Here is a 13,031-nt window from a genome sequence, read left to right as displayed (position 1 = left end):
GACGACAGCAACAGTTGGAGGACAACCGTGAGCAATGGCGATCGCAAGAACGGGGTTCCGGCCACCGTGACCTCGATCCCACTGGTGGACCCGAACGCGATACCGGCCAACCCCTCCATCGGCGACCTGGTCAAGGACGCCACCGCGCAGGTCTCCACCCTGGTGCGCGCCGAGGTCGAGCTCGCCAAATCGGAGATCACCCGCGACGTCAAGAAGGGCCTGACCGGCAGCGTCTTCTTCATCCTGGCGCTGGTCGTGCTGTTCTACTCGACCTTCTTTTTCTTCTTCTTCCTCGCCGAACTTCTCGACACCTGGCTGTGGCGGTGGGTGGCCTTCCTGATCGTGTTCCTCCTCATGGTGGTCACCACCGCGGTCTTCGCCCTGCTGGGTTACCTCAAGGTGCGTCGCATCCGCGGGCCGCAGCAGACCATCGAATCGGTCAAGGAGACCAGGGACGCGCTGACCCCCGGCGCCGATCGCACCGCCGCCAAGACGGTGGCCCAGACTAACGGCAACGCCGCCGCCCCGCCCACCGACCCCTCGGGCTGGTAATGGCACGGCCGGATCCGTCGGTCACCCGCATCGCGGGGCCGTGGCGTCATCTCGACGTGCACGCCAACGGAATCCGGTTCCACTGCGTCGAGGCGCTCTCCGACGACAGCACGCCCGCCACAGCTCGGCCGCTGGTGATCCTGCTGCACGGATTCGGGTCGTTCTGGTGGTCCTGGCGCCATCAGCTGCAGGGTCTGCCCGGGGTCCGGGTGGTCGCGGTCGACCTGCGCGGCTACGGCGGCAGCGACAAACCTCCGCGCGGCTACGACGGCTGGACGCTCGCCGGTGACACCGCGGGCCTGGTTAGGGCGTTGGGCCACAGCTCGGCCACGCTCGTCGGCCACGCCGACGGCGGGCTGGTGTGCTGGGCCACCTCGGTGCTGCACTCGCGGGTGGTGCGCGGTATCGCGCTGGTGAGCTCACCGCATCCGGTCGCGCTGCGGGCATCGGCGCTGACCCGCCGCGACCAGGGCCGCGCCCTGCTGCCCAACCTGCTGCGCTACCAGCTCCCGGTGCTGCCCGAGCGTGCCCTCACCGCTCACAACGCTGATCAACTCGAGCACCTGGTCCGCAGCCGATCGTGCGGCAAATGGCTTGCCTCCGAAGACTTTTCCGAAACCATCGCGCATATGCGCCGGGCCATCCAGATTCCGTCCGCGGCACACTGCGCCATGGAGTATCAACGGTGGGCGGTCCGCAGCCAGCTGCGCTCGGAAGGGTGGCGGTTCATGAAGTTGATGAATCGCCAGCTCGACGTGCCCGTGCTGCATCTGCGCGGCGAGGCCGACCCGTACGTGCTCGCCGACCCGGTGGACCGGACCCAGCGCTACGCCCCGCGCGGCCGGTTCGTGGCGCTGGCCGGCGTCGGCCACTACGCGCACGAGGAGGCACCTGCCGACGTGAACGACCACCTGCGCCGGTTCCTCGACCAGGTGTACGGCCCGGCTAGGTGACGCAGGCTCCGGTGGGCACCTTCTCGGTGTTGCCGATCTTGGCCAGCTGACGCGACACCTCGTTGGCGGTCAGGACGAATCCGGTGTCGTTGTCGTCGACGGCGGCACCGAACACCACACCGAGCACCTGGCCCGCCCGGTTGATCATCGGACCACCCGAATTACCTTGCCGCACAGTACCTCTGATGGTGTACACCTCGCGGTTGACCGTCGTGGTGCGGTAGATGTCCGGCCCGGAGAGCTCGATGGTTTCGCGGATCCGCGCCGGGGTGGCGGCGAACTCGCCACCGCCGGGGTAGCCGAGCACCACCGCGTCGGTACCTGATTTGGCAGGCTGTTCGGCGAACACCAGCGGCCGCTGCGGCAGGTTGGGCACGTCGAGAATCGAGATGTCGGCGTTGGGGTCGTAGGAGACGACGGTGGCGTCGTAGGTCTGTCCCTCGGCGTCCACCGTGACGCTGTCGGACCCGGCGACCACGTGGGCGTTGGACATCACCCGGTTGGGGGCGATCACGAAACCGGTTCCCTCGAGCACCTTCTGGCAGCCCGGCGCGACGCCGCGGATCTTGACCACGCTGGGCCGCGAGCTGGCGACCACCAGGCTGCCGGCCAGCGAGGCATCCGGGGCGTCGACCGCCTGGATCGGGGTACGGCCGAAGGGCTGCAGGACGTCGGGCAGCCCGGAAGTACTCAACAGGGTCGACATCCTCTTGGGCACCGACTTGAGCCACTCCGGTGCGTACTTGTCCACCTGGGCAAGGACTTTGGAACCGCGCACCGCGGCAGCAAGGTTGGGCTGATCCGACGAGGTGAGCGGGGTGGCCAGCAGCCAGGCGGCCACCATTACCACGACCAGCTGCAGCGCCACACCGATGATCGAGTCGATGGTGCGCACCCCGCGGTTGCGGATGGCACCGCGCACGGCGCGTCCGAGCACCACACCGGCGACCTCGCCGACGACGACGAGCGCCAGGATGAGGAACAGCGCGGCGAACAACTTGGCCCGCGGCGAGTGAATGTGACTGACGATGTGCGGAGCCAGCATCACTCCGGCGATGGCGCCTAGCACCACACCGACGAAGGACATCAACGAGCCCAACGCACCGGAGCGCCAGCCGGATATCGCGGCGACGAACGCCACCACCAGCACGGCGATGTCCAGCCATTGCGAACTCGTCACAGCGGCCCCTTACTGTTGTCGCCGACGAGCGCCATGGCCTCGTCCAAGTCCCGGATGTCTTCGGTCTTCCACGGTTGTGACCAACCGGCCACATCGAGCATCGCCGAGATTACGTGACCGGTGAACCCCCACACCAACATCTCGTTGAGCAGAAATGCCGGTCCGGCGAAACGCGGCCCCGCGTCGGTGCGGTAGACCATCAGCCGGTTCTCAGGATTGACGAAGGCGCGCAGCGGAACCCGTGCGACGACGGCCGTCTCCGCCGCGTTGACGACAGCCACCGGCCCGGGGTCGGGCGAATACGCCAGCACGGGCACGACGTGAAAGCCCGAGGGCGGGATGAACATTCGCTCCAGTGTGGCCAGGGGGTGCAGCCGATTCGGGTCGATCCCCGTCTCCTCCTGGGCTTCCCGCAGCGCGGTGGCCACCGGTCCGGCATCACCGGGGTCGGCGGCTCCGCCCGGGAAGGCGGCCTGGCCGGCGTGGTGGCGCAGCGTGCTGGCGCGCACGGTGAGTAGAAGATCGGCGTCGTCGGGGACCTGTCCGGGCGGGTGATCAGACGGCGGGCCGGAGAACAGCACCAGCACCGCGGCGTCGCGTCCCGCACGCCCGCCGCTGGTCACCGCGGCCAGCAGTTCAGCCGGAACCTTGCGGCGATAGGCGTGCGGCACGAGGTCGACGTTCTCCACCAATGGGGCCAGCCAGGGCGGCCTCACGTCGGGAGTGAGCGGTATCCCACCCGTCACCCGCGCCCCCTCGCTCGTCGTCATTGCAGAGCATTCTTCACCGCGTCGGCGATTTCATCGGCACTGGTGAACGCCCGCGGCAGGATCTGGGCAACGGTACCGTCCGCACGCAGCACGACCGTCGCGGGCATGACGTTGGGCACGCCCAGGGCGGCGGCGACGCGGCGCTGGCCGTCCTGCAGCGTAGGCAGCCGAACCTTCAGGTCGGCGAGGCGCAGCAGGGCGGCCGTCTCGTTCTCGTCCTGATGGACGGTGACCACACGTACGTCGTCGCCCACCCGGCGCTGATAGTCGGCCAGTGCGGGCAGCTCCTCGGCGCACGGCCCGCACCAGTAGGCCCACAGGTTCAGTACCGCTGGGCGGCCGGCGAGTGCGCGCGCCACATCGACCGGTGTTCCGTCGGCGGCGCACTCGAGGACGATGCCGCGCAGCCTTTCCGGGCCGGGGTCCTGGCCGCCGGCGGGACAGGACGGCAGGTCTGCCTGCTTGCGCGGGCCGGCCAGCGCCTCCGGTGTGTCGGCGTCGCGGTGGGCACGGGCCACCTGCGTGCCGGGGGCGCCGTCGCCCTTGCCGGGGTCATCACCGAGTTCGACGACGAGCGCGGCGATCAGCGCGGCGACCGCGGCCAGCACCACGACGGTCCAGCGAGCCGATCTGGTCATCAGCGGGCCGGGAGGCGGGCGCTCACAGCCCGGCCAGGGCGAGCAGATGCTCGGTTTCGGGGCCTTTCACGAGCGCCGCGGCCACCAGCGGCTCGGTCGGGCCGACCCCGAACGACGGGCAGTCCTTGGCCAGCACGCACACCCCGCAGGCGGGCTTGCGGGCGTGGCAGACCCGACGGCCGTGAAAGATGACGCGATGGCTCAGCAGCGTCCACTCGCTGCGCTCGATCAACTCGCCGACCGCGTGCTCGACCTTGACCGGGTCCTCCAGCGCCGTCCAGCGCCAGCGCCGCACGAGCCTGCCGAAGTGGGTGTCGACGGTGATGCCGGGGATGTCGAAGGCGTTTCCGAGGATCACGTTGGCGGTCTTGCGCCCGACACCGGGCAGGGTCACCAACTCGTCGAGGGTCTGCGGAACCTCCCCGTCGAAACGCTCCACGAGTTCCTGGCCCAGCCGGATCAGCGACGTGGTCTTGTTGCGGTAGAAACCGGTGGGCCTGATCAGTTCTTCGAGCTCGACGCGGTCGGCCTGGGCGTAGTCCAACGCGGTGCGGTACCTCTTGAACAGCGCCGGGGTGGTCAGGTTGACCCGTTTGTCGGTGGACTGAGCCGACAGGATCGTGGCGACCGCGAGTTCGAGCGGGTTGGTGAAGTCGAGCTCGCAGTACACGTGCGGGAACGCGACGGCCAGGGTGCGGTTCATTCGGCGGGCACGGCGCACCAGGCCCAGGTGGGTTTCGGCGTCCCACTTCTTGGAGTCCGGTTTCTTGGCGGCCGCAGGCACGCTGCCAAGGGTACTGACCACCCGCGACAAGCTGCGACGACCTGCGGACATACCGGTGACAATTCGTGATCTCGCCGAGACCTTGCCCGTGTTTACTTTGCCGGGTGACCTGGTTGCTCGCGGTGTGTGTCCCCGGGCTGATGATGCTCGCGACGTTCGGATTGCAGCGTCTGGAAAGCGGGCTGCACACCGAGCGGCCGGGCGCCGAAGAGGTCGAGGAATTGCTCAAGCAGGCCGAGGAAGCCCGTAAACAGGCGCCGCCGCGGCCGGCCCCCGAGGAGCCGCGCCCGGTCGACGTCCGGTACCTGCTGGATGCCGACGAGCCCGGGTTGCCGACCCGTTCCTATGCCCACGCACGGCCGAATCCGCAGTTTCACCGGACTCCGTACGCCAATCGTGTGTAGCGTTGGCACGTCGCAAGACCGGCTGGCACTAGACTGACCTTCGCGTAATGCTGGCCTGAGCGTGACAAATAATCGATGACCTAAGAGGGGCAACGTGGACGAGATCCTGGCGAGGGCCGGAATCTTCCAGGGGGTTGAACCCAGCGCCGTTTCCGCGCTGACCAAACAACTGCAGCCGGTTGATTTCCCGCGGGGGCACACCGTGTTCGCCGAAGGCGAGCCCGGTGACCGGCTCTACATCATCATTTCCGGCAAGGTGAAGATCGGCCGGCGGTCCCCGGATGGCCGGGAGAACCTGCTGACGATCATGGGCCCGTCGGACATGTTCGGCGAGCTGTCGATCTTCGACCCGGGTCCGCGGACCTCGAGCGCCACCACCATCACCGAAGTGCGTGCGGTCTCGATGGACCGTGACGCGCTGCGGGCCTGGATCGCCGACCGCCCCGAGATCGCCGAGCAACTGCTGCGCGTGCTGGCCCGCCGGCTGCGCCGCACCAACAACAACCTGGCCGATCTGATCTTCACGGACGTGCCGGGCCGGGTGGCCAAGCAGCTGCTGCAGCTGGCCCAGCGCTTCGGCACCCAGGAGGGCGGCGCGCTACGCGTCACCCACGACCTGACGCAGGAAGAGATCGCTCAGCTGGTGGGCGCCTCGCGCGAGACGGTGAACAAGGCGCTGGCCGACTTCGCCCACCGCGGGTGGATCCGCCTGGAAGGCAAGAGCGTGCTGATCAGCGACTCCGAGCGGCTGGCCCGCCGAGCGAGGTAAGCACGGGCGGAGCTTGCGGAGCCCGGGCGCACCGAGCGAGTATCGGCACCGAGCGAGGTAAGCACGGGCGGAGCTTGCGGAGCCCGGGCGCACCGAGCGAGTATCGGCACCGAGCGAGATAAGCGCCGGCTAGCGGGCCCGCAGGTAGTCGAGCTGGGCGCGCACGGACTTCTCCGCGGCATCCCATAACTTCTCGTCGACATCGGTGTAGACGTGCTCGACGACTTGGCGTGCCGTGGCGTCCTCACCGAGCGTGCGTAACGCCGCCCGGACCTGCTCGAGCCGCTCCTCGCGATGCGCCAGGTACATGGCGCTGACGGCGGCGAGGTCGTCGAGTTCGGGACCGTGGCCGGGCAGCACCCTCCGCCGTCCCAACCCCTGCAGCCGTCGCAGCGAGTCGAGGTACTGGCTCAGGCTGCCGTCCTCGTCGTCGATCACGGTGGTGCCGCGGCCGAGCACGGTGTCGGCGGTGAGCACCGCGTCGTCGACCAAGAAGGACAGTGAGTCGGCGGTGTGGCCGGGGGTGGCCATCACCGTGATGCGCAGCCCGGCGGCGTCGATGACCTCACCGTCGGTCAGCGGCCCGCCGAGACCGCGCAGGAAACCGCTGCCCACCGACCGCACCACCGCGCCGGTGAGGTCCACGATCTTGTCGATGCCGCCGGTGTGGTCCTCGTGCTTGTGGCTGATCAGCACCAGCGGAATCGTGCCGAGCTCGGCCAGGCGGGCGAGGTGCTCGTCATCGTCGGGCCCGGGGTCGACGACCACCATCTCGTCGCTGCCGGGGCCGCGTAGCACCCAGGTGTTGGTGCCCTCCAGCGTCATGACGTTGGGGTTGTTGCACAGCAGGACCGAAGCGGTACCGGTGACGGGCCGCAGGACGCCGTAGGCGGGGTGGGTCACCCCACCTCCACGATGAGCTCCACCTCGACCGGTGCGTCCAGCGGCAGTTCGGAGACGCCGACGGCGGAGCGGGCGTGCGCACCCGCCTCGCCGAACACCTCACCCAGGAGTTCGGAGGCCCCGTTGATGACACCGGGCTGTCCGTTGAACCCTGGTGCAGAGGCGACGAATCCGACGACCTTGACGACCTTGGTGATCGTGTCGACGCCGACGAGTGCGTCGATGGCGGCCAGGGCGTTCAGCGCGCACAGCCGTGCTGCGGCCTTGGCCCGTTCGGGGCTGACGTCTGCGCCGACCTTGCCGGTGTCGGTGAGCTCACCGGCCGACAGCGGGAGTTGGCCTGCGGTGTAGACGAGGTTTCCGGTGCGCACCGCGGGCACATAGGCCGCCAACGGCTTGACCACCGTTGGCAGCGTCAGGCCCAGTTCGGCGAGCCGCGCGGTGACATTCCCCGCGGCGCTGCGCTCTTGCCCGCCGGCGCTGCTCACTTCGGGCGCTTGAGGTAGGCGACGTGCTGCTCACCGGTCGGGCCCGGCAGAACGGCCACCAGTTCCCAGCCGTCGGCGCCCCACTGGTCGAGGATCTGTTTGGTCGCGTGGGTCAGCAACGGGATGGTGGCGTATTCCCATGTCGTCGGTTCGCTCATGGCCGAAGCCTATCGCTGAACACGGCAATCGCTGAGGGGCCCGGTCGAGGCTTGGCTAGCATGCACTGATGGCGACCACTTCAAGCGACGGCAGCGCCGTCGGCTGGCCTTCCCGCCTGACCAAAGCACGTCTGCACTTCGTGACGGGCAAAGGCGGTACCGGCAAGACCACCGTCGCCGCGGCGTTGGCGTTGACCCTGGCGGCCGGTGGGCGGCGGGTACTGCTCGTGGAAGTCGAAGGGCGCCAAGGCATTGCGCAGTTGTTCGATGTGCCGCCGCTGCCCTACGAGGAGTCCAAGATCGCCACCGCCGACGGTGGCGGGCATGTGAACGCCCTGGCCATCGACATCGAGGCCGCGTTCCTGGAGTACCTCGACATGTTCTACAACCTGGGCATCGCGGGTCGGGCGATGCGCCGGATCGGGGCCATCGAGTTCGCCACCACCATCGCGCCCGGGCTGCGTGACGTCCTGCTCACCGGCAAGATCAAGGAATCGGTGGTCCGAGTGGACCGCAACAAGAAGCCGGTGTACGACGCCATCGTCGTCGACTCTCCCCCGACGGGGCGTATCGCGCGGTTCCTGGACGTCACCAAGGCGGTGTCGGACCTGGCCAAGGGCGGTCCGGTGCACTCCCAGGCGGAGGGCGTGGTGCGGCTGCTGCATTCGGAGCAGACCGCCATCCACCTCGTCACCCTGCTGGAGGCACTGCCCATTCAGGAGACCATCGAGGCAATCGAGGAACTCGAAGAGCTCGACCTGCCCATCGGCAGCGTGATCGTCAACCGCAACATCCCGCCGTTCCTGGCCCCTGCCGACCTGGCGAAGGCCGCCGAGGGCGATATCGACGCCGACGCCGTGCGGGCCGGGCTCGGCAAGGCCGGCATCACGCTGGAGGACGCCGATTTCGCCGGGCTGCTGACCGAGACCATCGAGCATGCCACCCGGATCCGGGCCAGGTCGGAAAGCGCCGAACAGCTCGACCGGTTGAAGGTGCCGCGGCTGGAACTGCCCACCATCGCCGACGGTGTCGATCTCGGCAGCCTCTATGAACTCGCCGAAACGCTTGCGCAGCAAGGAGTCAGGTAACCATGAGTGGCGCACCTGCAACGCTCGACATGAAGTCGATCCTGACCGACCGGTCCAACCGGGTCGTGGTGTGCTGCGGCGCCGGCGGTGTCGGCAAGACCACCACCGCGGCGGCGATGGCGGTGCGCGCCGCCGAGTACGGCCGCACGGTGGTGGTGTTGACCATCGACCCGGCCAAGCGGCTGGCGCAGGCCCTGGGCATCAGGGAACTGGGCAACGAGCCGCAGCGGGTTCCGTTGGCCCCCGAGGTGACCGGCGAACTGCACGCGATGATGCTCGACATGCGTCGCACATTCGACGACATGGTGGTCGAACACTCGGGACCTGAACGCGCACAAGCGATTTTGGACAACCAGTTCTATCAGACCGTTGCGACGTCGTTGGCGGGCACGCAGGAGTACATGGCGATGGAGAAGCTCGGGCAGCTGCTCGGGCAGGACCGCTGGGACCTGGTCGTGGTGGACACCCCGCCGTCGCGTAACGCCTTGGACTTCCTGGACGCCCCCAAGCGGCTGGGCAGTTTCATGGACGGCCGGCTGTGGCGGCTGCTGCTGGCTCCCGGCAAGGGCATCGGGCGCCTGGTGACCGGCGTGGTGGGCCTGGCGATGAAGGCGATGTCGACGATCCTCGGCTCGCAGATGCTCTCGGACGCCTCGGCGTTCGTGCAGTCGCTGGACTCGACCTTCGGTGGCTTCCGGGAGAAGGCCGACCGCACCTACGAACTGCTCAAGCGGCGCGGCACCCAGTTCGTGGTGGTCTCGGCGGCCGAGCCGGACGCGCTGCGGGAGGCGTCGTTCTTCGTCGACCGGCTCTCCGATGAGGGGATGCCGCTGGCCGGGCTGATCCTCAACCGCACCCACCCGACGTTGTGCTCGCTGACCGTGGAACGCGCCGTCGACGGTGCCGAAGAGTTGCGCAGTCGCGGGGCCAAGAACGGCGACCTGCTGGCCGCGGCGGTGCTGGACATCCACGCCGACCGGGCGCAGACCGCCAAACGGGAGATCCGGCTGCTGTCACGTTTCACCGGAGCCAACCCGCACGTGCCGTGGATCGGGGTGCCGTCCCTGCCATTCGACGTCTCCGACCTCGACGCACTGCAGGCCATCGCCGATCAGATCGTCGGCGAGACGGCGTGACTGTTCGCGTTTGACGCGGACGAATATTTGCCTGGGGCGAGCGCCCCGGGAGAGCTGAGAATTAGCTGACGCTGCGGTGCTTGCGCTGCGAGGAAAAAAACTCCGACCAGGACACGACCTCGGGGTGCTGCTTGAGCAGAGCGCGGCGCTGACGTTCGGTCATGCCGCCCCACACACCGAATTCCACCCGGTTGTCCAGGGCGTCGGCGCCGCACTCGGCCATGACCGGGCAATGACGGCAGATGACGGCCGCTTTGCGCTGGGCCGCACCACGAACGAAGAGCTCATCAGGATCAGTGGATCGGCACAGAGCCTTGGATACCCAGGCGATGCGGGCTTCGCCGTCCGCGCCGTGGATGGAACCGTGTACCGAAACTGCGCTGGTCCTGCGGGCAGCGGGCCGAGTAGCTGACACCGGCGATCCCCTTCGTCCGGGCCGCCACTGGGCGGCTCACTCTTCAGCAGTAGAACGTGCATGCGATCTACGCCACATTGCGATCCTTAGTGTTACCTGAATCGCACTGTCTGTTTAAGTTAGGTGGTCAGGTATCGTTTGCGCAACAGTTAGATCACAGGTTTTTTGGGACGATCGTCCAGGCCCAGCCGAAATTTGGCGTGAGCTGCCATTTCTAACCCCCCCGTAAATTCCCCGCCGCCATCATTGCCCCAGCCGGGACGGCACGCAAGACCCAAAAGGTCGTCAGTACTCTGTACCCATGTCGGAACGCCCCCCGGCCGGCGCCACGATCATCAAGCTGGCCTGGTGCTGCCTATTGGCCAGCGTGATCATGGCGGCGCTCCTGTTCCCGGTGGTCGGCGGACTGGGCCTGGTATCCAACCGGGCCTCCGACGTCGTGGCCAACGGTTCGGCCCAATTGGTCGAGGGTGAGGTGCCCGCGGTGACGACGATGGTTGACGCCAAGGGCAACACGATCGCGTGGCTCTACTCGCAGCGCCGGTTCGAGATCCCCAGCGACAAAATCGCCGACACCATGAAACTGGCAATCGTGTCCATCGAGGACAAGAGGTTTGCCGAACACAATGGTGTCGACTGGAAGGGCACCCTGACAGGCCTGGCCGGATACGCGTCCGGGGATCTCGACACCCGCGGCGGGTCGACCATCGAGCAGCAGTACGTCAAGAACTACCAGCTGCTGGTGATCGCCCAGACCGACGCCGAGAAGCGTGCCGCCATCGAGACCACGCCGGCGCGCAAGCTGCGTGAGATCCGGATGGCGCTCACACTCGACAAGACGTTCACCAAGCCGGAGATCCTGACCCGCTACCTCAACCTCGTCTCGTTCGGCAACGGCGCCTTCGGAATTCAAGACGCCGCGCAGACCTACTTCGGCATCGACGCCTCCGCCCTGAACTGGCAGCAGGCGGCGCTGCTGGCGGGCCTGGTGCAGTCGACGAGTGCGCTGAACCCCTACACCAACCCCGACGGCGCGCTGGCCCGCCGAAACCTGGTGCTCGACACCATGATCGAGAACCTCCCGGACAAGGCCGACGAGCTGCGCGTCGCCAAGGAGCAGCCGCTGGGCGTCCTGCCTCAGCCCAACGAGCTGCCGCGCGGCTGCATCGCCGCAGGCGATCGCGCCTTCTTCTGCGACTACGTGCAGGAGTATCTGGCGCGCGCCGGCATCAGCAAGGAACAGCTGTCCAAGGGCGGCTACCTGATCAAGACCACCCTGGACCCGGATGTGCAGAACTCTGCCAAGCAGGCCGTCAACTCGCTGGCGCCCCCAGACATCCAGGGCATCGCGAGCGTGATGAGTGTGGTCCTGCCCGGCAAGACGGCGCACCCGGTGGTCGCCATGGTCAGCAACCGCACCTACGGGCTGAACACCGCGGCCGGCGAAACCATGCAGCCGCAGCCGTTCTCCCTCGTCGGCGACGGCGCCGGGTCGATTTTCAAGATCTTCACCACCGCCGCGGCTCTCGACATGGGGCTGGGTATCAACGCCAACCTCGATGCGCCGGTGCGCTTTGAGGCCAAGGGCCTGGGCAGCGGCGGCGCCAAAGGCTGCCCCCGCGACACCTGGTGTGTGCAGAACGCCGGCAACTACCGCGGCTCGATGAGCGTGACCGACGCGCTAGCAACATCGCCGAACACGGCGTTCGCCAAGCTCATCTCGCAGGTCGGTGTGCAACGCACCGTCGACATGGCCGTCAAGCTGGGCCTGCGGTCCTATGCGGAGCCGGGCACCGCCCGCCCGTATGACCCGGAGACCAACGAGAGCCTCGCCGACTTCGTCAAGCGGCAGAACCTGGGTTCGTTCACCCTGGGCCCGATCGAGGTCAACGCTCTCGAACTGTCCAACGTCGCGGCCACCCTGGCCTCCGGTGGTGTGTGGTGCCCGCCCAACCCGATCGACAAGCTCTACGACCGGCACGGCAACGAGGTCGCCGTCACCACCGAGACGTGCGACCAGGTGGTGCCCGAGGGGTTGGCCAACACCTTGTCGAACGCCCTGAGCAAGGACGACGTCAGCGGCACGGCGGCCAACTCGGCCGGTTCGGTCGGCTGGAACCTGCCGATGTCGGGCAAGACCGGCACCACCGAGGCGCACCGGTCCTCCGGTTTTCTGGGCTACACCAACCGCTACGCGGCGGCCAACTACATCTACGACGACTCCCCTAACCCGTCGGATCTGTGCTCGTGGCCGCTGCGGCAGTGCGGCGACGGCAACCTCTACGGCGGCAACGAGCCCGCCAAGACGTGGTTCACCGCGATGATGCCGATCGCGCAAAGCTTCGGCGACGTCACGATGCCGCCGACGGATCCGCGCTACGTCGACGGCGCTCCGGGGTCCAAGGTGCCCAGTGTGGCCGGTCTGACCGTGGACAGTGCCCGGCAACGGCTCAAGGACGCCGGTTTCCAGGTGGCCGACCAGGCCACGCCGGTCAACAGTGCGGCACCGGCAGGCAGCGTGGTGGGCACGTCGCCGGGCGGGCAGACGGTACCCGGCTCGATTGTGACGATCCAGACCAGCAACGGCATCCCGCCGGCTCCCCCGCCACCCCCGCCGGGTGCACCGCCGGGTGTCGACGGGCTGCCGCCGCCGGCGGTCACAGTGGTGGAGATTCCGGGCCTGCCGCCGATCACGATCCCGCTGCTGGCACCGCCCCCACCACCGTGACGTCTGTCTGACGTAGGGATGTTCACAGCGGCCTCGACCCGCTGACCATTGCCTGTTGGCAGTAC

15 protein-coding genes are annotated in these 13,031 nt (G+C 68.1%); 7 read left to right on the top strand and 8 right to left on the bottom strand.

From position 1 onward, the window contains the following. Positions 1-27 precede the first annotated feature (27 nt). Positions 28-552 carry a phage holin family protein gene (locus HBE64_RS01425; protein WP_167097093.1) on the top strand — a complete coding sequence of 175 codons (525 nt, stop codon included), beginning with the start codon at positions 28-30 and terminating at the stop codon, positions 550-552. Beyond that, a complete protein-coding gene (locus HBE64_RS01420; RefSeq protein ID WP_167097091.1) occupies positions 552-1,505 on the top strand; it encodes an alpha/beta fold hydrolase in 954 nt (317 codons plus the stop codon). The genes HBE64_RS01425 and HBE64_RS01420 overlap by 1 nt, the downstream gene beginning before the upstream one ends. Here HBE64_RS01420 and marP read toward each other — a convergent pair. From marP to nth, 4 genes are read right to left on the bottom strand one after another with little or no spacing between them, the layout of a single operon-like run. Beyond that, positions 1,498-2,685, bottom strand: a complete 1,188-nt coding sequence (gene marP, locus HBE64_RS01415; RefSeq protein WP_167097089.1) for an acid resistance serine protease MarP — start codon at positions 2,683-2,685, stop codon at positions 1,498-1,500. The two genes, HBE64_RS01420 and marP, sit on opposite strands and share 8 nt — an antisense overlap. Continuing rightward, a complete protein-coding gene (locus HBE64_RS01410; protein WP_167097087.1) occupies positions 2,682-3,455 on the bottom strand; it encodes a CoA pyrophosphatase in 774 nt (257 codons plus the stop codon). Before HBE64_RS01410 ends, marP begins: the two co-directional genes overlap by 4 nt. After that, the gene (locus HBE64_RS01405; protein WP_167097085.1) at positions 3,452-4,093 is read right to left on the bottom strand and encodes a TlpA disulfide reductase family protein; all 642 of its coding nucleotides are present in this window, start codon (positions 4,091-4,093) and stop codon (positions 3,452-3,454) included. The genes HBE64_RS01410 and HBE64_RS01405 overlap by 4 nt, the downstream gene beginning before the upstream one ends. A 22-nt stretch (positions 4,094-4,115) precedes the next feature. Beyond that, entirely contained in the window at positions 4,116-4,796 is a 681-nt protein-coding gene (nth, locus tag HBE64_RS01400; protein ID WP_167108466.1) for an endonuclease III, read from the bottom strand. Positions 4,797-4,981: 185 nt separating this feature from the next. On the opposite strand from nth, the gene HBE64_RS01395 reads away from it, so the two are divergent. Next, positions 4,982-5,281 carry a hypothetical protein gene (locus HBE64_RS01395; RefSeq protein WP_167097083.1) on the top strand — a complete coding sequence of 100 codons (300 nt, stop codon included), beginning with the start codon at positions 4,982-4,984 and terminating at the stop codon, positions 5,279-5,281. Between the two features lie 94 nt (positions 5,282-5,375). Continuing rightward, a complete protein-coding gene (gene crp / locus HBE64_RS01390; protein WP_005138643.1) occupies positions 5,376-6,050 on the top strand; it encodes a cAMP-activated global transcriptional regulator CRP in 675 nt (224 codons plus the stop codon). Positions 6,051-6,179: 129 nt separating this feature from the next. Here crp and HBE64_RS01385 read toward each other — a convergent pair whose 3' ends face one another. From HBE64_RS01385 to HBE64_RS01375, 3 genes are read right to left on the bottom strand one after another with little or no spacing between them, the layout of a single operon-like run. After that, positions 6,180-6,953 carry an MBL fold metallo-hydrolase gene (locus tag HBE64_RS01385; protein ID WP_167097081.1) on the bottom strand — a complete coding sequence of 258 codons (774 nt, stop codon included), beginning with the start codon at positions 6,951-6,953 and terminating at the stop codon, positions 6,180-6,182. Next, entirely contained in the window at positions 6,950-7,441 is a 492-nt protein-coding gene (locus HBE64_RS01380; RefSeq protein WP_167097079.1) for a RidA family protein, read from the bottom strand. The genes HBE64_RS01385 and HBE64_RS01380 overlap by 4 nt, the downstream gene beginning before the upstream one ends. After that, on the bottom strand, positions 7,438-7,599 hold the full coding sequence (locus HBE64_RS01375; RefSeq protein WP_167097077.1) for a DUF4177 domain-containing protein: 162 nt from the start codon (positions 7,597-7,599) through the stop codon (positions 7,438-7,440). The genes HBE64_RS01380 and HBE64_RS01375 overlap by 4 nt, the downstream gene beginning before the upstream one ends. A gap of 65 nt (positions 7,600-7,664) precedes the next feature. On the opposite strand from HBE64_RS01375, the gene HBE64_RS01370 reads away from it, so the two are divergent. Together HBE64_RS01370 and HBE64_RS01365 are read left to right on the top strand one after the other, a co-directional pair. Then, on the top strand, positions 7,665-8,687 hold the full coding sequence (locus HBE64_RS01370; protein ID WP_208300632.1) for an ArsA-related P-loop ATPase: 1,023 nt from the start codon (positions 7,665-7,667) through the stop codon (positions 8,685-8,687). Positions 8,688-8,689: 2 nt separating this feature from the next. Beyond that, positions 8,690-9,823: an ArsA family ATPase gene (locus tag HBE64_RS01365; RefSeq protein ID WP_167097073.1), complete on the top strand. Its 1,134-nt coding sequence runs from the start codon at positions 8,690-8,692 to the stop codon at positions 9,821-9,823. A gap of 61 nt (positions 9,824-9,884) precedes the next feature. Here HBE64_RS01365 and HBE64_RS01360 read toward each other — a convergent pair whose 3' ends face one another. Next, positions 9,885-10,238 carry a WhiB family transcriptional regulator gene (locus HBE64_RS01360; protein WP_167097071.1) on the bottom strand — a complete coding sequence of 118 codons (354 nt, stop codon included), beginning with the start codon at positions 10,236-10,238 and terminating at the stop codon, positions 9,885-9,887. A gap of 301 nt (positions 10,239-10,539) precedes the next feature. On the opposite strand from HBE64_RS01360, the gene ponA2 reads away from it, so the two are divergent. After that, complete coding sequence (gene ponA2, locus HBE64_RS01355) at positions 10,540-12,966, top strand: transglycosylase/D,D-transpeptidase PonA2 (protein ID WP_167097069.1); 2,427 nt, start codon at positions 10,540-10,542, stop codon at positions 12,964-12,966. The last annotated feature ends 65 nt before the right edge of the window (positions 12,967-13,031 follow it).

Origin of the sequence: Mycobacterium sp. DL592, assembly GCF_011694515.1 — a bacterium.
GTDB lineage: Bacteria > Actinomycetota > Actinomycetes > Mycobacteriales > Mycobacteriaceae > Mycobacterium.
The sequence above is the reverse complement of the archived record's forward strand: the minus strand, read 5'-3'. Positions and strand labels throughout refer to the sequence as shown.